Origin of the sequence: Xanthomonas hortorum (assembly GCF_040279205.1) — a bacterium.
Classification (GTDB): domain Bacteria; phylum Pseudomonadota; class Gammaproteobacteria; order Xanthomonadales; family Xanthomonadaceae; genus Xanthomonas; species Xanthomonas hortorum_F.
Genome location: NZ_JBEOLS010000001.1, coordinates 205,239 through 224,604, shown reverse-complemented (window position 1 = coordinate 224,604; position 19,366 = coordinate 205,239). Strand labels below are relative to the sequence as shown.

The window sequence follows — 19,366 nt, the reverse complement described above, 5'->3', positions numbered from 1 at the left end:
GATCTGGGCGAGCATGTGCGTGCCCGTCGGCAACTGGTGGATCTGTTGAAAACAGCAAGGCAGCAGCTGCTGCAGGTTGCGGAAAAAGCGCTACGCAAGCTGCTGCAGGGCAACGTGAACCAGCTTGTGCGCAGTGTGGCGCGGTTAGACAAACTGATCGCCGGGCAGCTGAAGACGCTACTCACCGAGCAACCGCACCTGGCTGCGTTGAAGACGCTCAAAGGGGTCGGTCCGGTGCTGCTGGCCGTGCTGGCGTGCCGGTTACCAGAGCTTGGGAGGCTCAGCGGAAAGCAGATCTCCCGATTGGTTGGCGTTGCCCCGCTCTCGCGCGACAGCGGCGCGATGCGAGGTAAACGCGGGATTGGCGGAGGCCGAGCCGACATCCGACAGGCGCTGTATATGGCGGCCATGTCCTCAGCTCGGCACGAGCCACGTCTGCGCGATTTTTACAGAGCGCTGCGGGCACGCGGCAAGGAGGGCAAGGTCGCCCTTGTGGCGGTGATGCGCAAGATGCTGGTCATCCTCAATGCGCGCGTGCGCGATGAAAGAGCCGCCATGCAGCCCGCCTGAGCGCATTTGACGGCCATGCGCAAACGCAAAAAAGCGTGCCGGCCAGCGGCCGGCACCTACCGATGAACGCGCCTGAAGGAAACCGCTCAAAGGTCGCGGGTTGAGGCCCTGATCAACACAGTTGCTACACGGACGTACTTGCGGCGTGTCCCGCGATGGTGGGCGGGCAAGGGCCCTGCAGCCAAGCCGCAGACCGCAGGCTTCGGCTTCGGCTTCGGCTTATCCACATTACCTAGTCTCGGACCAGGACGCCCGGCGTTGCCGCAGAAAGCAACAACGCCAGCCGTCTCATATCCGCGAAGTAGGTGTGCCCGCCGCGCTCAGCTTGCGAAATCCAGCCGCGCATTCACCCAAGCCGCCACGATCGCGGCAGCCACCTGATCGGCCTGTGTCGCAGGCAGGCGCTTCTCGCGTACCAGCCACGCTGCCGTGTCGGCACGCACCTTCGGCAGCAACGCGCGCACGGCCTTGCGTTGCGCCGCCGGCCAATCGCTGTCTTCCCCGTTCCAGGCCGCAATCGCCTTGTCCGGATCGTCGCCGTAGCTCTTGCGCAGTGCAGGCGTCAGATACAACAACGGCGACACCGACGCGCGTAGCGCGATGATTTTCCACTCGGCGTAACTCGCGTAGCGAATGGTGCCTGCGTCCTTGCTCAGGGCCTCGATCAACCCGTCGAAGCCGGCATCCAGCTGCTTCCAGCTGGCCAATGCAAACAAACCGCCCGGCGGCTCGCAGATCGGCGCGAACCCGTCACGGGTGGAGCCATACAGCGACCCGAACGCTTCATACGCCGGCTCGCCCACTGCGGCGAAGATGAAGCAATGCACGTAAGGACGATGATCGCTGTTGTCACGTTCGATCCACATCCGCAGCAATGTCAGCACGCGTTCCTGCACCTGCATGGCGGGCATGCCATGCACATCGTCGAGCAAGGATGCGGCGAAGTCGTCGACCTTGCGCAGCGCCTTGCGCGCACTTTCAAACCGCGCACTCGCCAGCTTCGCATCCACGCCCGCGGCGGGGACAAACTGATGCAGATACGCCAGCCACGCCGAGGCCAGCGGCGTGTCATAGCCCTGCAACTGGCGCGCCGCGTCGGCAGGCGCCGTAGGAATGCTGGCAATGATGCGATCCAATGCCTGTTGCTGTGCAGTCAGCGCCTTGGCCAGCACATCGGCTCTGGCCTTCAATGAGCGCTGCAGGCAGTCGTCCAGCTTGGTGTCCTGCGCGCAGGCATTGCGCTGGCGCAGCCACGCCCGTTGCTGATCGCGCACGCTTGCCACCGAACTGCGCGGCGTAGTCTCCACCAGCGCCCGATAGGACTCGTCCAACTGATCGTCCAGATCACCGAGCGCCGGCACCGCACACAGCCGTTTTTCGACCGCAGTGCTTGCCTGCTTGCAATCGAACGAGGCCGCCCAGGCACCGCTTGCACCGAGCAACAGGGCGCCACCAACCACTATCCGCAATGCGGCCGAGCGATAGTTCATTGCAATGCTTCCTTGCGTGCAGGCAGCAGCGACAGCAGCAACAACGTCACCGCCAGCGCGACATAGGCACCGACGAACTGCCAGCTGATCACCCGCGCCAACCCTTGCAGCGACCACGGCAGATAGATGCCGCCGCGCGGGTCCACCGAATGGATCAGGCCGAACAACGTCAGGCCAGCGGCCACCAGCAAAAACACCGCACCGCGTCGCAGCCGGCCGTCGATCATCGCCGCCACGGCTGCGATCCACAGCATCGCGGTGATGATGAAACCATTGCCCAGCGCGAAGATCACCGCCAACTCCGGCAAGCCGTGACCATCGAGCTTGATGGTCAGCGCAACCAATTGCTCCGGCGGGATCCAGCCCGGCGCCTTGATGGTCAGCAGGTACGCCACCGAAGGCAGAAAGCCCAACACCATCGCGCCGGCATGATGCTTCGGCGTGGCCTGAAACGCCTGCGTGGTGATGTCGATCGACACGTACACGATGATCGGTGCCAGCACCGCCAGCGGCACCCATTGCACCAGCCCGCTGATCACACCCAGCATGCCGCCGATGCCGACGAACAAGCCGGTCAGCAACGTATAGCCCGAACGCGCGCCCATATGCTTGTACGCAGGCTGGCCGATGTACGGCGTGGTCTGCGCCACGCCGCCGCACACGCCTGCGACCAGTGTGGCGAAGGCTTCCACCAGCAGAATGTCGCGGGTGCGGTAGTCGTCGCCCGCCGCGCGTGCGCTCTCGCTGACATTGATGCCACCCACCACCATCAACAGACCGAACGGCAGCAGCAACGGCAGGTACGCCACCGTGGCCGGCAGTCCTTCGATAAAGCCCAGGTTCGGCAGCGGCAACACGATCTTCGGCGTCGCCCAGTCCGGCACTGCAAAACCCGGCGCACCCAGTCCGGCCAGTCCCAGCCCGTAATACAACGCGGTGCCGATGACGAAGGCGACCAGCACACCCGGCAACTTGGTCGGCAACCGGCCCTTGGCCAGCAGCACGTACAACAGCAGGCCCAAGGTAACGAAGCCGGCCACCGGCGAACGCAGGGTTTCCAGCAGCGGCAGCAAGCCCATCAGCACCAACGCAATGCCCGCGATCGAACCGAGCAGCGCCGCACGCGGCAGCGCGCGCGTGACCGCCTCGCCAGCAAACGACAGCACCAGCTTGAGCAGGCCCATCACCACCAGCGAGGCCATGCCGAGTTTCCAGGTGGCGATGGCGGCCGCCTGCGGGTCCAGCCCCTGCGCCTTGAAGCCGACGAACGCCGGGCCGAGCACCAGCAATGCCATGCCGATGCTGGTGGGCGCATCCAGGCCCAGCGGCATCGCGGTGACGTCGTCGCGCCCGCTGCGTGCGGCCAGCCGCCGCGCCATCAAGGTGTAGAGCAAATTGCCAACCAGCACGCCGAACGCGGTGCCAGGAAACATGCGTTCGAATATCACGTCAGCGGGAAACTGGAATATCCCGATGAGCGCCATCGCGATGAAGCCGAGGATGGAGAGATTGTCGACGACCAGGCCGAAGAAGCCATTGAGGTCGCCGGCGACGAACCAGCGCGGCGATGCCGCAGTACGCGAGGAAGAGGCCGACATGGGAGCCAGGAAGCGTGGGGATCGCCCGATGGTAGCCGCTGCCCCGCATGCGCGACAGCGGCGCGACGGATCAGAGCGTGTCGTTGCGCTGGTCGATGCAAGGGTGCGCCCGTCCGGCGCTTGCCGGCACACTGACGCCCACAGGCGCTACTGCGTCCGCTCCTGCATCGCCGCAGCGACCTCGATCCAGCCGACGCTGTCGCTGCGGCCGGCACTGCGATAACGCACCTGCACGCGCGTGGCATCGGCGCTGACATCCAGCGCGTCGGCCCGATCGCCCTGCACCAGATAGCGCTTGGTGCTGGTCGCCGTAGGGGTGGCGTAGAGCGGCAGACGCGCCACCTGCACGCGCAGTTGCACCGGCATCGGCGCGTCCAGGGTGGTGCCGATCTCGCTTGAAAGCTTCGCCCCACGCGCGTCGTAACGCGGCCACACCGAGAGCGGCATGCCATCGCCGGTGCCTGGATCCAGCAAGGTCTGGATGTCGGGCGAGGCGATCGGCTGCTGTGTCCTGGCCACATACAGCCGCCCATCGGCGGCGTAGCGATAGACGTCGGCGTACCACATCGGCCCGCTGCGGCAGGAACTGGTCAAGCTGCGCTGCTGCTTGTCGGGCGTGAGGTTGAAGAAACCTTCGCATTGCACCGCCGGGCGCGTGGGCGCGGTCAGTGCACGAAAGCGGCGTTGCGCCGGATCGAACACAAATACCAGCACCGCCTCGTTGACCTGGCCGAGCATCGCCGACACCGCAAGATCTGGGTGCCCATCGAAGTTGTAGTCGTCGCTGTCCACGCCCGTGCCGCCTTCGCCGTCGTCCACGTTCGCGTCGAACCATTGCTCCTTGCCGCCTGGACTAAACACCACCTGCAGGCGTGCGCCGACCAGTGTGGCGGTGGCACGCGTGTGCGCGTCGATCTGCACCTGCACGCTGGTGTCGCGTGCCAAGGACGCGAACGACGGCCCGCCAAGCGCGGCGAATAACAGCGCGCGTGCAGCACTCACACGCATTCGGCGAAGATGTTCAAGGCGCGTGGTCAGCAGACTCAGAACGACACCTCAACCGCCTGCCGCGACCACAACACCGACTGGTGACCGGTGGCCTGCTTCCACGCCAGGCGGATCGCCTCGATATCGTTGCGCCGCTGCGGGCTGTCCTCGTGCAGGATCACCAGCACCTTGGTGCCCAGCCGGTTCGGCTCCTTGGCGCCGCGGAACAGCCACTGGCCGTAGGCGTCGAACACGGTCAGCCCATCCGGGAAGCGCGGCGTCACTTCCTTGTCCAGGAAGGCGCGCCATTGGGTCTCATCGATCGTGCGGGTCTGCGGGCGATCGGCCGGGCCGGTTTCCTCGCCCACGCCAAAGTACAGCTCGCTGCGCACCCAGCCGCGGGCGGTCGCTGGCCGCGCCGCATCGCCTTGCAGGCTGGCAGTGGTCGAGCCCGGCGCGCCGCCGGGGGTGGTGGCGCAGGCGGACAACGCCAGCATGGCGGCAAGCAGGCAGGACGGCAGCAACTTCATCGACTTCTCCACAACGGGTACGTTTACGACGGATCGGGGGCGGGCTCATGCAGGGCCAGGCATCAGCTGATGCCGGCGTGCGCGCACTGTGCCATCTCGCACGCGTCTGAACAACGCGATAACATCTCTCCATCCGGATGAATGTGGACGATCCGAACCCCTTTGCGCCCCTGCCCGGCCGGACGCCGACCGCGCGGCGCGTTCGCAGTTGCTGTCGCAGGAGAGAGAAATGACCCGCCCCACCCTTTCGGCTATCGGCCTGGCCGTCGCCGCCGTGTTGAGCGCCAATGCACAGGCCCAGCAGGCCGCTCCCGGCGCCCCAACGCTGGACACGGTGATCGTCACCGGCACCCGTGCCAGCGACCGCACCGTGCTGGAATCGACCGTGCCGGTGGACGTGCTCACCGCCGAAGACATCCGCAAGGCCGGCGTGGTCAACGGCGAGCTCGGCAGCGCGCTGCAGGCGCTGCTGCCCTCGTTCAATTTCCCGCGCCAGTCCAACTCCGGTGGCGCCGACCACATCCGCGCCGCGCAGTTGCGCGGGCTCTCGCCCGATCAGGTGCTGGTGCTGGTCAACGGCAAGCGCCGGCATACCTCGGCGCTGGTCAATACCGACAGCAAGATCGGCAAGGGCACCACGCCGGTGGATTTCAATTCCATCCCGATCAACGCGATCAAGCGTATCGAAGTGCTGCGCGACGGCGCCGGCGCGCAGTACGGCTCGGACGCGATCGCCGGTGTGATCAACGTGATCCTGGACGACAACCCCGAGCGCGGCGAGCTGGAAGCCAGCTTCGGCGCCTACAACACCGATGTGGAGCCGATCAATCGCCGCGTCACCGACGGCCAGACCAGCTACGCCAGCGCCAAGGTCGGCAGCCTGCTCGGCGATGACGGCGGCTTTTTCAAGGTGGGCCTGGAGCTGAAGAATCGCGAGGCCACCAACCGCGCCGGCTTCGATCAAATTCCCTCGTTCGAAGAACAGACCCCGGCCAATCTGGCGCTGGCTGGCCAGCGCAATTACGTGCTCGGCGACGGCGCCACCAAAGGCCTGAACGCCTGGCTCAACACCAAGATTCCCTTCAGCGCCAACGGCGAGTTCTACGCCTTCGGCACCTACAACCAGCGTGATACCGAAGGCGCCAATTACTTCCGTTATCCGGATGGCAGCGCCAATTGGCGCGAGATCTACCCCAACGGCTACCGCCCGATTTCCGAAGGCGAGAATCGCGATCTGCAGGTCGTCGCCGGCGCCCGCGGGCAATTGGGCAACTGGGACTACGACGCCAGCGTCAACTACGGCCGCAACGACTTCACCTACCGGTTGCGCAACTCGCTCAACGCCTCGCTCGGCCCGGGCAGCACCACCCGCTTCAAGACCGGCGATTTCGCCTTTGCGCAGACCGTGGGCAACCTGGATCTGACCCGCGTGTTCGATGCCGCCGGCGCCACCCATACCTTCGGCACCGGCGCCGAATTCCGCCGCGAGCAATACCGCACCCACGCCGGCGATCCGGCCAGCTATGCGGCCGGCCCGTTCACCGATCGTCCCACCGGCTCGCAGGCCGGCGGCGGCCTCACCCCGCAGGACGAGGCCGATCTGTCGCGTAATGTGGCCAGCGCCTACGCCAACGTGTCCAGCCAGTTCGGCGACAAGTTCTCCACCGACCTGGCCGGCCGCTACGAGCATTACCAGGATTTCGGCAGCCAATGGACCGGCAAGCTGGCGGCGCGTTATGCGTTCGCACCGGCGTTCGCGCTGCGTGGCGCGATCTCCAACAACGTGCGTGCGCCCTCGCTCAGCCAGATCGGCTACGAAGCCACCTCCACCGGCTACGACGCCGCCGGCCGCCTGACCCAGGGCCGCCTGCTGTCGGTCAACAACCCGATCGCACGCGCGCTCGGCGCCACCGATCTGAAGCCGGAAAAATCGCTCAATTACAGCCTGGGTTTCACCAGCCAGCTGGGCGATCACTTCGACCTGTCGCTGGACTTCTTCCAGATCGACATCGACGACCGCATCGCACTGTCCGAAGACATCACCGGCGACACGTTGACGGATTTTGTGCAGCAGAACTTCGGCGTCACCGGCGTGCAGAGCGCCAGCTACTTCCTCAACGCCGCCGACACCCGCACCCGCGGCGCCGAGCTGGTCGGCAACTGGCGCCAGTACGCCTTTGGCGGCGACCTGCTGCTGACCGGCACTTACAGCTATGCCAAGACCGAGTTGAAAAACGTCATCGGCACCCCGGCGCAGCTGCTGGCACTGAACCCGGACTACGTGCTGTTCGGCGTGGAAGAGAGCAACACGCTCACCGATGCCGCGCCACGCACACGCGCCGCACTGGCGGCCAACTGGAACAACGAGCACTGGAACCTGCAGACGCGCGTCAACCGCTATGGCAGCGCAACGCGCGTGTTCGATTTCGGCGGCGGCTTCGTGCCACGCCAGACCTACGGTGCGGAATGGCAGCTGGATCTGGAGGCCGAGTACCACCTGGGCACACAGTGGACCCTGGCGATCGGTGGCCAGAACATCCTGGACAACTACTCGGACCGCTCCATCGACGACATCGCCTACTTCGGCAACCTGCCCTACGACGTGCTCTCGCCGATCGGCAGCAACGGCGCGTATTGGTATGGGCGGGTGCGCTACTCGTTCTGACGCCGGGATGGGTGGATTGGGGATTCGGGATTTGCAAAGGGCGGCGCATCGCGAATCCCCACTCCCGAATCCCCACTCCCCGCTGTTGCATAACCTGAATATCACATCGCCTTGCGCACACTAGCGCGATGGCAGACGTGCACTCCCCCCTTCCGTCGCCGCCATTGCTGGACGATGCCTGCGCATTGTTTCTGGACGTGGACGGTACCCTTATCGACTTTGCCGACAGCCCCGAGGCTGTGCGGCTCCTGCCCGAGGTCCGCGCGGCCATCGGGCAGCTAAGTGACCGCCTGCAGGGCGCCGTGGCACTGGTCAGCGGCCGACCGCTGTCGCAACTGGACGCCTTGTTCGCGCCGTTGCTGCTTCCGGCCGCCGGCCTGCACGGACACGAACTGCGCAGCGACATTGCCGCACGCGCGGCGATGCCGCAGGACACCTCCGAATGGCTGCATGGCTTGCATCGGCGCGCCGCCGCACTCACGCATCAACACCCCGGCGTGCTGGTCGAAGACAAAGGCGTCAGCGTCGCATTGCATTGGCGCGCACAGCCGCTCGCCGGTCCCGATGTTCTGGCCTTCGCGCAACAGGAAATCGCACAACTTTCCGGCTATCGCCTGCAGCCTGGCGACCACGTGGTGGAATTCGTTCCCGAAGGCAGCAACAAGGGCCTGGCGGTCGAACAACTGATGCAGCACGGCGCATTCGCCGGCCGCACCCCGGTGTTCGTCGGCGACGACCTCACCGACGAATTCGGCTTCGAAGCAGCCAATCGCCTCGGCGGCTGGAGCGTGCTGGTCGGCGATCGCGCCCAGACCAGCGCGCGCTTCCGCGTCGATGGCACTGCCGATGTGCATGCGTGGTTGCAACGCAACGCGCGCCCAGCCTGAGAGCCGCGCGCCTTACCCTCTTCTCTTCAAAAGGATCGTTCGCACTCCATGACCGAGCCAAACCTGGATCTGGGCGTCATCGGCAACTGCAGTTTCGGTGCATTGGTCGATCGGCAGGCACGTGTGGTGTGGAGTTGCCTGCCGGCTTTCGATGGCGACCCGGCGTTCTGTTCGCTGCTTTCGCCCAAGGGCGACGGCGGCGACTTCGCCGTCGAGCTGGAGGACTTCGAAAGCAGCGAGCAGCATTACCTGCCCAACACCGCCGTGCTGCGCACCGTGTTGCGCGACAGCCACGGTGGCGAAGTGGAAGTGATCGACTTCGCACCGCGCTGGCGCAATAACGGGCGTTTTTATCGGCCGGTGAGCATCATCCGGCAGATTCGTCCGCTGGCCGGTAACCCGCGCATCATCGTGCGCGCACGCCCGTTGGCCGACTGGGGCGGCCGCACGCCGGAAACCACCTGGGGCAGCAATCACATCCGTTGGGTACTGCCGGAATTCACCCTGCGCCTGACCACCGATGTGCCGGTGCGCTTCGTGCGCGATGGCTTGCCGTTCGTGCTCAGCCACCCGGTCAATCTGGTGTTGGGCGTGGACGAATCGCTGACCCGCTCGCTCACCGGTTACGTGCAGGAAGCGCAGGAACGCACCGAAGAATACTGGCGCGAATGGGTGCGCTATCTGTCGATTCCGCTCGACTGGCAAGAGGCGGTGATCCGCAGCGCGATCACGCTCAAGTTGTGCCAGTACGAAGACAGCGGCGCCATCATCGCGGCGATGACCACCTCGATCCCGGAAGCGCCCAATACCCCGCGCAACTGGGATTACCGCTATTGCTGGCTGCGCGATGCCGCGTTCGTAGTGCGCGCGCTCAATCGCCTGGGCGCCACGCGCACGATGGAGCAGTTCATCGGCTATATCTTCAATATCGCCACCAGCGACGGCACCTTGCAGCCGCTGTACGGCATCGGTTTCGAATCGCAGTTGGAAGAGCACGAAGTCGACACCATGGACGGCTACCGCGGCATGGGCCCGGTGCGACGCGGCAACCTGGCCTGGATTCAAAAGCAGCACGATGTGTATGGCAGCGTGGTGCTGGCTTCCACGCAGTTGTTCTTCGATCTGCGTCTGAAGGATCAAGGCGATGCGGACACCTTCCGCCGGCTCGAACCGTTGGGCGAGCGCGCGTACGCGCTGCACAACGTGCCCGATGCCGGCCTGTGGGAATTCCGCGGCCGCGCCGAAGTGCACACCTACACCGCTGCAATGTGCTGGGCCGCCTGCGATCGCCTGTCCAAGATCGCCGACCGCCTGGTGCTGCCGGAGCGCAGCGTGTATTGGAGCGAACGTGCCGACAGCATTCGCGAGCGCGTGCTGACGGAAGCCTGGAGCGACGAACACGGCCATTTCACCGACACGCTCGGTGGCCATCGCCTGGATGCCTCGCTGTTGTTGCTGGCCGATATCGGCATCGTGGGCAACGACGACAGCCGCTTCGTGCGCACCGTGGAAGCCGTCGGTCGCGTGCTCAAGCATGGCGATGCGCTGTATCGCTACATCGCACCGGATGACTTCGGTGCGCCGGAAACCAGCTTCACCATCTGCACGTTCTGGTACATCGACGCGCTGGCCGCGATCGGTCGCAAGGACGAAGCACGTGAACTGTTCGAGCGCATTCTCTCGCGCCGCAATCACCTCGGCTTGCTGTCCGAGGATCTATCGTTTGAAGACGGCGAAGCCTGGGGGAATTTCCCCCAGACCTATTCGCATGTGGGTTTGATCATTGCAGCAATGCGCTTGTCGCGGAGCTGGCAGGAGGCGTCATGAGTCGTTTGGTGGTGGTATCCAACCGCGTTGCAGTGCCCGGCGAAAACCGTGCGGGCGGCCTGGCGGTTGGCTTGTTGGCCGCGCTCAAGGAGCGTGGTGGGGTGTGGTTCGGCTGGAGCGGCAAGACCGTGCGCGGCGATAGCGGCGGCATGCATGAGCAGACCGATGGCGACATCAAGTTCGTCACCATGGACCTCAACAAACGCGACATCGATTCGTACTACAACGGCTTCGCCAATCGCACCCTGTGGCCGCTGCTGCACTTCCGTCTGGACCTGGTCGATTACGACCGCGCCACGCGCGAAGGCTATATGCGCGTCAATCGGCTGTTCGCGGAAAAACTGGCGCCGTTGCTGAAAGACAGCGACACGCTGTGGATCCACGATTACCACATGATTCCGCTGGGCGCGATGCTGCGCGAGCTTGGTGTGGGCTGCAAGATGGGCTTTTTCCTGCACGTGCCGATGCCCTCGGCCGACCTGATGCAGGCGATGCCCGATCACGCGCGTTTGTTCAGTACGTTCTATGCGTACGATCTGGTCGGCTTTCAGACCCAGCGCGATGCGGAGCGCTTCAAGGCCTACGTGCGTCTGTTCGGCGGTGGGCGCATTCTCGAAGGCGACATTGTCGAAGGCCCTGGCGGGCGTCGTTTCAGCGCCGCCTCCTTCCCGATCGGCATCGATACCGAGTTGATCGCCAACCAGGCAAAGGCCTCGGTCGGCAAGCAGGCGGTGCGCGATCTGCGCGAAAGTCTGCGCGGCCGGCAGCTGGCGATCGGCGTCGATCGTCTGGATTATTCCAAAGGCCTGCCGGAACGCTTCCAGGGATTCGAGCGCTATCTGGAGCGCTATCCGGAGCAATCCGGCAGCCTGACCTATCTGCAGATCGCGCCGGTGTCGCGCGGCGACGTCAACGAGTATCGCCAGCTGCGCGGGCAGCTGGAGCAGATCGCCGGCCATATCAACGGTGGCCATGCAGAGCCGGATTGGACGCCGCTGCGCTACGTCAATCAGAACTTCAGCCATGCCACGTTGACCGGTTTCTATCGCGCCGCTTCGGTGGGGTTGGTCACGCCGTTGCGCGATGGCATGAATCTGGTCGCCAAGGAATTCGTGGCGGCGCAGGATCCGGAAAATCCGGGCGTGCTGGTGCTGTCGCTGTTGGCCGGTGCGGCCGACGAGATGAAAGAGGCGCTGCTGGTCAATCCGCACGATCTGGATGGCGTAGCCGATGCGATTGCGACTGCGGCGAGCATGCCGTTGGCCACGCGCATCGAGCGCTGGCGGGCGATGATGGATCACCTGCGCAAGAACAACATCAACCACTGGCGCCAGCGCTATTTGCAGGCACTGGCCGATATTTGAATCTGGTTTCCGTTAGCAGCACTACGCTCACAGCGCACACGCGCTACCAGCACACAGATGCGCCGCGCACTGGCGCATCCATTCTCCCACCGGGAGAAGGTGCCCGAAGGGCGGATGAGGGTACGTGTGCACGTAAGAGTGAAAAATCCTCAGCTCTACGAATCTCCATTCCCGAATCCCGAATCCTCGCTCAGCCGATCGAGTCAATAGCGAAATAGAGCTATGGCAGCATCATGCATTCGTCGCCGCACACGAATGCCACCAAGACCGTCTGGCACCAACAGCAACCCCATTCCTTACAGATTTGAGCAATTTCAGCACTCCATCCATGCAGGTTGGAACGCTGGTTCTCATTCCGTCACGGACACGCGGGTATTTGCGGTCTAAAATATTCACATGATTAGCGCTGAGGACCCTGGGAGGGGCTGCGCGTTCATATCCTGACGTTCTTGTTTAGGGCGTTGTTCTTTAGATCGGGGCCGCCCTTTGCCAGCCTGTGATCTTTCTCCCTCCACGACTCGCCACCGTCTGCCGGTGCCTGGGTCCTTCCTGATATCTCAAAATGACTGATCAATCCTCAAAACGTGGGCTAGGCACCTGGTTGCTGGTGGCCTATGCGGTGGTGATCGCCGTGCTCGGTGCGGTGCTTGCCTACGAAGGCGGCCGCCTGGTTGCCGTTGGCGGTTCCTGGTACTACCTGTTGGCAGGCATCGGCCTGTTCCTGGCTGGCGCCTTGCTGGCGCTGGGCAAGCGTGCCGGCCTGTGGCTGTTTGGCGCCACGCTGGCGGCCACCATCGCGTGGGCGCTGTGGGAAGTGGGCCTGGATGGTTGGGGCCTGGTCCCGCGGCTGGCCATGATGTCGGTGCTCGGCCTGGTGCTGCTGCCGTTCTGGGGCGTGGCGCGTCGGCGCATGCAGCCGTTGTCGGGTCTGGGCTATGTGCTGGTGACCGGCGTGCTGCCGATCCTGGGTGCAGCGCTGATCCTGTGGCCGTTGCTGGTACCGCGCAATGTCGAACTGGCCGATGCCTCCAAGCTGCCGGCCGAGAACGCAACCCCGTTCAGCCGCGCCAACGTGCCCAGCCCGGACGGCAACGTCGCGGCTAACCACGATGCCAGCAACTGGACCGCGTACGCCGGCTCCAACCTGTCCAACCACTACACACCGGGCGCGCAGATCACCCCGGAAAACGCCAAGCAGCTCAAGGTGGCCTGGGAATTTCATACCGGCGATCTGAAGCCGGCCGGCTCCAAGCTGGGCTACGCCTTCCAGAACACCCCACTCAAGGTCGGCGACCTGCTCTACATCTGCACCCCGACCCAGAAGGTGATCGCGGTGGAAGCGGCCAACGGCAAGGAGCGCTGGCGCTTCGACCCGCAGACCAACCCGAAGGCGATGGCCGGCGTTGCCGCCACCACCTGCCGTGGCGTGTCGTATTACCAGGCGCCGGCAGGCACCGCCGAATGCCCGACCCGGATCTTCTGGCCGATGGTCGATGGCCGCCTCGGCGCGCTGGACGCGCAGACCGGCAAGCTGTGCGCCAGCTTCGGCAATAACGGCTTTGTCGATCTCAATGCCGGCACCGGCAACACCAAGCCGGGCTTCGTCGGCCCGACCTCGCCGCCGGTGGTGATGCGCGGTGTGGTGATCCAGCCCACCGGCCAGGTGCGCGACGGCCAGGAAGGCGATGCGCCCTCGGGCGTGGTGCGCGGTTTCGATGCGCTCACCGGCCAGCTGCGCTGGGCCTGGGACCTGGGCAACCCGGCGATCACCGCCGAGCCGCCGGCCGGCCAGACCTACACCCGTTCCACCCCGAACGTGTGGTCGCTGATGTCCGCCGACGACGAGCTGGGCCTGGTCTATCTGCCCACCGGCAATGCCTCGGGCGATTTCTTCGGCAAGGGCCGCACGCCGCAGGATGAGGAATACACCGCCTCGCTGGTCGCCGTGGACGCGGCCACCGGCAAGGAGCGTTGGCACTTCCGCACCGTCAACCACGACCTGTGGGATTACGACATCGGCCCGCAGCCGAACCTGGTCGATTGGCCGGTCGCTGGCGGCGGTACCCGTCCTGCGGTGATCCAGGCCACCAAGTCCGGCCAGGTGTTCGTGCTGGACCGTGCCACCGGCGAGCCGATCATGCCGGTCAAGCAGATCGCCGTGCCGCAAGGTACCGATCACGGCGACTTTACCGCTGCCACGCAGCCGATCTCGCCGGGCATGCCTAATACGGTTGGCGCGCCGAGCCGCGAGTACGAAACCATCATCGAATCCGATGCCTGGGGCATGACCCCGTTCGACCAGCTGGCCTGCCGTATCCAGTTCAAGCAGCTGCGCTACGAAGGCATGTTCACCCCGCCGACCCTGCAAGGCTCGCTGGCGTTCACCGGCAACCATGGCGGCATCAACTGGGGCGGCGTCTCGGTCGATCTGCAGCGCGGCATCATGGTGATGAACAGCAATCGCCTGCCGTACACCTTGCAGGTCTATACCCGCGAGAAAATGAACGAGCTGGGCGTGGTCTCGGTGTTCGACGGCAAGAGCAAGACTCCCGGCTACATGGCGCAGAAAGGCCTGGCCTACGGCGCGCGCAAGGAACCGTGGATGTCGCCGCTCAACACCCCGTGCGTCGCCCCGCCGTGGGGCTACATCTCCGGCGTGGACCTGCGCACGCAGCAGGTGATCTGGCGGCGTCCGCTGGGCACCGGTTACGACCAGGGCCCGATGGGCATCCCGTCCAAGACCAAGTTCGAGATCGGCACGCCCAACAACAGCGGCTCGCTGGCCACGGCTGGTGGCGTGACCTTCATCGGCGCGACCCTGGACGACTTCATGCGCGGCTTCGACACCCGCACCGGCAAGCAGGTCTGGGAGACCCGCGTGCCTGCCGGCCCGCAGGCCGCCCCGCTGAGCTACACCATCGACGGCAAGCAGTACATCGTGGCCGCCGTGGGTGGACACGACCGCATGGAAACCAAGTCCGGCGACAGCGTCATCGCCTGGGCGTTGCCGGACGATGCGCAGGCCACGCCGGCCAAGTAATCGGCCGACACTGCGTTAGTGAGTGCAACAGATTGAACCGACCGTCGCGAGACGGTCGGTTTTTTTGTGGGAATGGGAGTGGGAATCGTAAGAGCGGTTGCGAGTGTCGCGGCTGATGGGAGGCGTGCGCGCGCTTCTAACACGCCCGCCGCAAAGGCGATTCCAGCATGAAACCAGCCAGTGGTATTTCACTCGAAATTTACATTTGGGAAATCAGATACCGACGCCGCACAACCATTCCATCACATACCAAACCGCACTGAAACCGCTTCCAAATCAATCACATCGGCGATTTCGTCCGCTTAGCGCCCACATTCCGACGAACGGCAATTTCACGCCGTCATGATTCGGGCTCAGCCGCCGATACCCCCATTGCCGCGTATTTCCTGCCGGACGCAGACCCATCCCAGATCACCTAGTCGGACCCAGCCTATGTTGCCTTCACACGATGCCACCGCTGTCCCCCGCCCATCTGCCGGCAGGAGCCTTGCGCGTGCCACCGGAATGGCCTGGCTTCCCGCCGCTGCACACATCGGGCTGCTGGTACTGCTGACGCTCTACGCCGCCACGCTGGTGCCCGGTGGTTTTTGGAGCGGGCTGGGACGGATGTTGCCGGCACTGCTGGTGTTGGGCATCGCCAGTGCAGGGCTGTGGTGGTGGTCGCGCCGTCGCACCAGCGCACAGTTGCAGCAGGCGATCGGCGTGGTCGCGGCGATGGGCGATGAGCGCTTCCAGCGCGTGGAGCTGCGCAACGCATCCGGCGAGCTTGCGCCGTTGCTGCATGCGCTGCAGGCGACCCAGGACAAGCTGGCCATCCGCATCGACGTGATGGAACAAGGCCTGCGCCATGGCCAGTTCGTGATCAAGGCGCTGGACGATCTGGACACCATGATCCGCATCGCCGACGACGACGGCCAGGTGCTGTTCGCCAATCGCAAATTGCTCGCGATGCTCAAGCTGATCGAGCCGGATGTGCAGAGCTTCCGCCCCAGCTTCCATGCCGAAGGCTTCGTCGGCGGCAGCATCGGCGACATCTACCCGGACAGCCAGGCGGCGATCGACCGCATGCGCGCATTGACCGCTTCCAAAGCGGTGCGCGCGCCATTCTTCGGCCGCCAGATCGACTTCGTCTACAGCCCCATCATCGCCGCCGACGGCACCAAGCTGGGCACCATCGCGCAGTGGATGGACGTCACCGCGCAGGTCAACGCCGAGCAGGCGCTGATCCAGATCATCGATGCAGCCGCGGTCGGCGATTTCAGCCGGCGCATGCAGATGGACGGCATGGACGGTGTACTGCTGTCGCTGGCCCAGGGCATCAACCGCATCTACGACTCGGTGGAAACCCACCTGGCCGCGTTGGCACGCGTGATCGGCGCAATGGCCGAAGGCGACCTCACCCAGCGTGTGGAGGGCGATGCGCACGGCATCTTTGCGCGCCTGCGCGACGACACCAACCAGACCGTGCTCCGTCTGACCGAAATCATCGGCGGCATCCAGGTTGCCTCCGACACCATTCGCCAGGCCGCGGTGGAAATTGCCGCCGGCAACACCGACCTGTCCGAACGCACCGAGCAGCAGGCCGCCAACCTCGAAGAAACCGCCAGCTCCATGGAAGAACTCACCTCCACCGTGAAGCAGAATGCGGAAAGCGCGCTGCAGGCCAATCGCCTGGTGGTGGGCACCGGCGAAGTGGCGCAGAGCGGCGGCAAGGTGATGGACGATGTGGTGTCCACGATGAGCCAGATCAGCACCGCCTCGCGCAAGATCGGCGAGATCATCGGCGTCATCGACGGCATCGCCTTCCAGACCAATATCCTGGCGCTCAACGCCGCAGTGGAAGCCGCACGCGCGGGCGAACAAGGCCGTGGTTTCGCTGTGGTCGCCTCGGAAGTGCGCGCATTGGCGCAGCGCTCGGCCGATGCGGCCAAGGAGATCAAGACGCTGATCGCCGACTCGACCGACAAGGTCGAACTGGGCTCGGGCCTGGTGCACCGCGCCGGCGCGACCATGCGCGAGATCGTCGGCTCGGTGAAGCACGTCACCGACATCATGAGCGAGATCACCGCCGCCAGCGCCGAGCAATCCAGCGGCATCGAACAGGTCAACCGCACGGTCGCGCAACTGGACGAAGTCACCCAACGCAACGCCGCGCTGGTGGAAGAAGCCACCGCCGCTGCACGCAGCCTGGAAGAACAGGCAGTGGAGCTGGCCGATGCGGTGTCGATCTTCCGCCTGCAGCCTGCCCATAGCGGCAACGCAAACGTAGTGCGTGCAAGTTTTGGAAACGCGGCGGCGTAAGTTGTTGGTGCACCCAAGACGCTTGGGATCGCGGAATGACCGTAGGAGCGCACCTGGGCGCGACGGGCTTTAGCGGTAACGCCCATCGCGCCCAGGTGCGCTCCTACGACAAGCAAATGTGCCGGTCCGCAGTTCCAGATCCAACACATGCGACCGAATAACCAGCCATCGTGAAAATCGGGGCGCTATCGTAGGAGCATGCTTGCGCGCGATGAGGCGTTATCGGTAACGCCCATCGCGCACAAGTGCGCTCCTACGCGGAGCTCGCTCGCTGAGATAAGCGCTAATCAAGAAACCGTGCACGCTGCTCGGGGCTTGGCAGCATGCAATGCTCGGTGCGACCGAACCAGCGGTAGCGATTGCGTGCGATCAGGCGATAGCCGATGTCGCGCACGCCGCTGGGCACCACGCGCAACACCGTGGCCAGCCGCCAGATGCCGCCTAAGCCAGCCAGGACCCGCACGATCGCATCGCTGTCGGTCCACGCGCCGCTGGCATCCACCAGCAGAAACGACAGCGGGTCGTCCGGATCCAGACCGTGTTGCAACAACAGCGCGCGTCCGGCCTGGCCCTGCATTGCGGCAAAGCGATAACGCCCACGCCGATCGTGGCGCAGCAGAAATTTGACCCAGCCATTGCACAGCAGACACACGCCATCGAACACGATGGTCGCGCGCGCTTCGACTGGCTTACCGCAGGGCGGCTTCGAGTGAGAGGGCTCCGAGTGAGGCAACTCCACGTGAGGCACCTCAACGAGCGGTGGATCAACGCGGTTCAAGCCAACCCTCGTAGCGAATGAACGGGCCGACCAGCGGCAGGTGCACGTCAACCAGAAATCCATAGCGGCCAGCGTCGGCATGCTCGCGGCAACGCACTTGCTCGAACCAGCGCGCAGGCAGCGGAATCCAGCCGAACGCCCACACCCGGGTGGCCTGCCAGTACAGCGACTGCGTATCGGCGTGCAGCGCAAATTCGAAGCGCACCGCGCCCAGATGTTCGCGCAAGCCGTTGCCGTGCCGCCACAAGCGCGAGTGCATCGGCAGGCCGTCAAAACAGCGATGCCAGCGCTCGCCATTCGCGTCGGCAAGAAACTCCACTTCGACCTCCACTTCGCCGCTGCGCGGCAACCGGCTCAGCAACGCCAGCACTGGCACCAACAGATGGCGACCACGCTGGATCTGCGCCCGACCGGCAAAGGTCTGCCGCTGCTGCACCGAATGCAACGCACGCACCGGCGCAGGCAGCTGCGCGAACGCGCCCTGCCCCAGCACCTGCGCGAACAACGGCATGCTCAGGGCGCGATCCAGGCCAGCGTGGCCATGCGCCCGCTACGGCGATCGCGGCGATGCGAAAAGAAGCGTTGCGGGTCGGAAATGGTGCACAGCCCGCCACCATGGATGGCGCCAGCCGGCACACCCGCATGCTGCAAGCGCTGACGTGCCAGCGCGTACAGATCCACCAACCAATGCCCCGGGCGTGTGGCGACAAATGCGCTTTGCGCCTGCGCATCGTGCGCGACGAAGGCGTCGAACACGTCCTGCCCGATTTCGTACACCTGCGGCCCCGCTGCCGGCCCCAACCATGCCACCACGTGCTGCGGCGGCGTGCGCATGGCCGCCACGCTGCGCTCCAGCATGCCGTCGGCCAACCCGCGCCAACCCGCATGTGCGGCGGCGACTTCGCTGCCATCGCCAGCGGCGAGCACGACCGGCAAACAATCGGCAGTGAGGATCGCCAGCACCACGCCGGTCACGTCGGTCACCGAAGCATCGGCAACCGCTTCCCGTGCACCCGGCGCGACATCGTCCGCCGCACTGATCTGCTCGCCGGTCGCAACTGCCGGCGCAGCGAAGCGCACCACTTCCACCCCATGCACCTGGCGCAGCCAGTGCGGCGTGCTGGGCAGTGCCAGCGCCTCGACCAGCAGCGTCCGGTTGCGCTCCACCCGTTCCGGCGCGTCGCCGTCGGCAGCGTTGCGATTGCCGAGGTTGAGCGTGTCGAACGGCGCCTGCGATTCGCCCAGGCCGTAACGCAGCGTGGTCAGTGCGTGGATGCGCGGCGGTGCCGGCCAGTTGGCCGGCAACACGAACGGCGCGACGGCTGCCAC

The 19,366-nt window shown here is 65.2% G+C and carries 14 protein-coding genes; 7 read left to right on the top strand and 7 right to left on the bottom strand.

The genetic code is table 11. From position 1 onward, the window contains the following. The coding region (locus ABS769_RS00915; RefSeq protein ID WP_350498045.1) for a transposase at nucleotides 1–570 on the top strand (570 nt) is incomplete at its 5' end. A 320-nt stretch (nucleotides 571–890) separates the two neighbouring features. On the opposite strand, the gene ABS769_RS00910 is transcribed toward ABS769_RS00915, so the two are convergent. The 4 genes from ABS769_RS00910 to ABS769_RS00895 all read right to left on the bottom strand — a co-directional run bounded on the left by ABS769_RS00910 (nucleotide 891) and on the right by ABS769_RS00895 (nucleotide 5,175). Continuing rightward, a complete protein-coding gene (locus ABS769_RS00910; protein WP_317061785.1) occupies nucleotides 891–2,060 on the bottom strand; it encodes a lysozyme inhibitor LprI family protein in 1,170 nt (389 codons plus the stop codon). After that, the gene (locus tag ABS769_RS00905) at nucleotides 2,057–3,658 is read right to left on the bottom strand and encodes a hypothetical protein (RefSeq protein WP_317061786.1); all 1,602 of its coding nucleotides are present in this window, start codon (nucleotides 3,656–3,658) and stop codon (nucleotides 2,057–2,059) included. Before ABS769_RS00905 ends, ABS769_RS00910 begins: the two co-directional genes overlap by 4 nt. Before the next feature lie 147 nt (nucleotides 3,659–3,805). Next, the gene (locus ABS769_RS00900) at nucleotides 3,806–4,666 is read right to left on the bottom strand and encodes an FG-GAP repeat protein (RefSeq protein ID WP_317061787.1); all 861 of its coding nucleotides are present in this window, start codon (nucleotides 4,664–4,666) and stop codon (nucleotides 3,806–3,808) included. A gap of 35 nt (nucleotides 4,667–4,701) precedes the next feature. Next, entirely contained in the window at nucleotides 4,702–5,175 is a 474-nt protein-coding gene (locus tag ABS769_RS00895; RefSeq protein WP_006448806.1) for a DUF3574 domain-containing protein, read from the bottom strand. Between the two features lie 229 nt (nucleotides 5,176–5,404). Between ABS769_RS00895 and ABS769_RS00890 the strand changes: the two genes are divergently transcribed. The 6 genes from ABS769_RS00890 (at nucleotide 5,405) to ABS769_RS00865 (ending at nucleotide 17,259) form a co-directional block, all read left to right on the top strand. Then, on the top strand, nucleotides 5,405–7,840 hold the full coding sequence (locus tag ABS769_RS00890; protein WP_317061788.1) for a TonB-dependent receptor plug domain-containing protein: 2,436 nt from the start codon (nucleotides 5,405–5,407) through the stop codon (nucleotides 7,838–7,840). Between the two features lie 128 nt (nucleotides 7,841–7,968). Further along, entirely contained in the window at nucleotides 7,969–8,727 is a 759-nt protein-coding gene (otsB, locus tag ABS769_RS00885) for a trehalose-phosphatase (RefSeq protein ID WP_317061789.1), read from the top strand. A gap of 48 nt (nucleotides 8,728–8,775) precedes the next feature. Then, nucleotides 8,776–10,554 (top strand): glycoside hydrolase family 15 protein, encoded by a 1,779-nt coding sequence (locus ABS769_RS00880; RefSeq protein WP_317061790.1) that lies wholly within the window; start codon nucleotides 8,776–8,778, stop codon nucleotides 10,552–10,554. Next, nucleotides 10,551–11,918 (top strand): alpha,alpha-trehalose-phosphate synthase (UDP-forming), encoded by a 1,368-nt coding sequence (gene otsA, locus ABS769_RS00875; RefSeq protein WP_023904889.1) that lies wholly within the window; start codon nucleotides 10,551–10,553, stop codon nucleotides 11,916–11,918. Before ABS769_RS00880 ends, otsA begins: the two co-directional genes overlap by 4 nt. A gap of 601 nt (nucleotides 11,919–12,519) precedes the next feature. Next, nucleotides 12,520–14,958, top strand: coding sequence for a membrane-bound PQQ-dependent dehydrogenase, glucose/quinate/shikimate family (locus ABS769_RS00870; protein WP_317061829.1), 2,439 nt, complete (start codon nucleotides 12,520–12,522; stop codon nucleotides 14,956–14,958). Nucleotides 14,959–15,390: 432 nt separating this feature from the next. Further along, nucleotides 15,391–17,259 carry a methyl-accepting chemotaxis protein gene (locus tag ABS769_RS00865; protein WP_317061791.1) on the top strand — a complete coding sequence of 623 codons (1,869 nt, stop codon included), beginning with the start codon at nucleotides 15,391–15,393 and terminating at the stop codon, nucleotides 17,257–17,259. A 283-nt stretch (nucleotides 17,260–17,542) separates the two neighbouring features. On the opposite strand, the gene ABS769_RS00860 is transcribed toward ABS769_RS00865, so the two are convergent. Genes ABS769_RS00860 through pgeF form a run of 3 tightly spaced genes read right to left on the bottom strand, consistent with a single transcriptional unit; the run spans nucleotide 17,543 to nucleotide 19,366 of the window. Then, complete coding sequence (locus ABS769_RS00860; RefSeq protein WP_430544156.1) at nucleotides 17,543–18,100, bottom strand: thiol-disulfide oxidoreductase DCC family protein; 558 nt, start codon at nucleotides 18,098–18,100, stop codon at nucleotides 17,543–17,545. Beyond that, a complete protein-coding gene (locus ABS769_RS00855) occupies nucleotides 18,024–18,548 on the bottom strand; it encodes a DUF4166 domain-containing protein (protein WP_317061792.1) in 525 nt (174 codons plus the stop codon). Before ABS769_RS00855 ends, ABS769_RS00860 begins: the two co-directional genes overlap by 77 nt. Before the next feature lie 2 nt (nucleotides 18,549–18,550). After that, nucleotides 18,551–19,366: a peptidoglycan editing factor PgeF gene (pgeF, locus tag ABS769_RS00850; protein ID WP_317061793.1), complete on the bottom strand. Its 816-nt coding sequence runs from the start codon at nucleotides 19,364–19,366 to the stop codon at nucleotides 18,551–18,553.

Coding starts and splice junctions, on each gene's coding strand:
- ABS769_RS00865 (WP_317061791.1), top strand. CDS start 15,391: ATGTTGCCTTCACACGATGCCACCGCTGTCCCCCGCCCATCTGCCGGC.
- otsA (WP_023904889.1), top strand. CDS start 10,551: ATGAGTCGTTTGGTGGTGGTATCCAACCGCGTTGCAGTGCCCGGCGAA.
- ABS769_RS00855 (WP_317061792.1), bottom strand. CDS start 18,548: ATGCCGTTGTTCGCGCAGGTGCTGGGGCAGGGCGCGTTCGCGCAGCTG.
- ABS769_RS00880 (WP_317061790.1), top strand. CDS start 8,776: ATGACCGAGCCAAACCTGGATCTGGGCGTCATCGGCAACTGCAGTTTC.
- ABS769_RS00910 (WP_317061785.1), bottom strand. CDS start 2,060: ATGAACTATCGCTCGGCCGCATTGCGGATAGTGGTTGGTGGCGCCCTG.
- otsB (WP_317061789.1), top strand. CDS start 7,969: ATGGCAGACGTGCACTCCCCCCTTCCGTCGCCGCCATTGCTGGACGAT.
- ABS769_RS00860 (WP_430544156.1), bottom strand. CDS start 18,100: ATGGATTTCTGGTTGACGTGCACCTGCCGCTGGTCGGCCCGTTCATTC.
- ABS769_RS00905 (WP_317061786.1), bottom strand. CDS start 3,658: ATGTCGGCCTCTTCCTCGCGTACTGCGGCATCGCCGCGCTGGTTCGTC.
- ABS769_RS00900 (WP_317061787.1), bottom strand. CDS start 4,666: ATGCGTGTGAGTGCTGCACGCGCGCTGTTATTCGCCGCGCTTGGCGGG.
- ABS769_RS00890 (WP_317061788.1), top strand. CDS start 5,405: ATGACCCGCCCCACCCTTTCGGCTATCGGCCTGGCCGTCGCCGCCGTG.
- ABS769_RS00895 (WP_006448806.1), bottom strand. CDS start 5,175: ATGAAGTTGCTGCCGTCCTGCCTGCTTGCCGCCATGCTGGCGTTGTCC.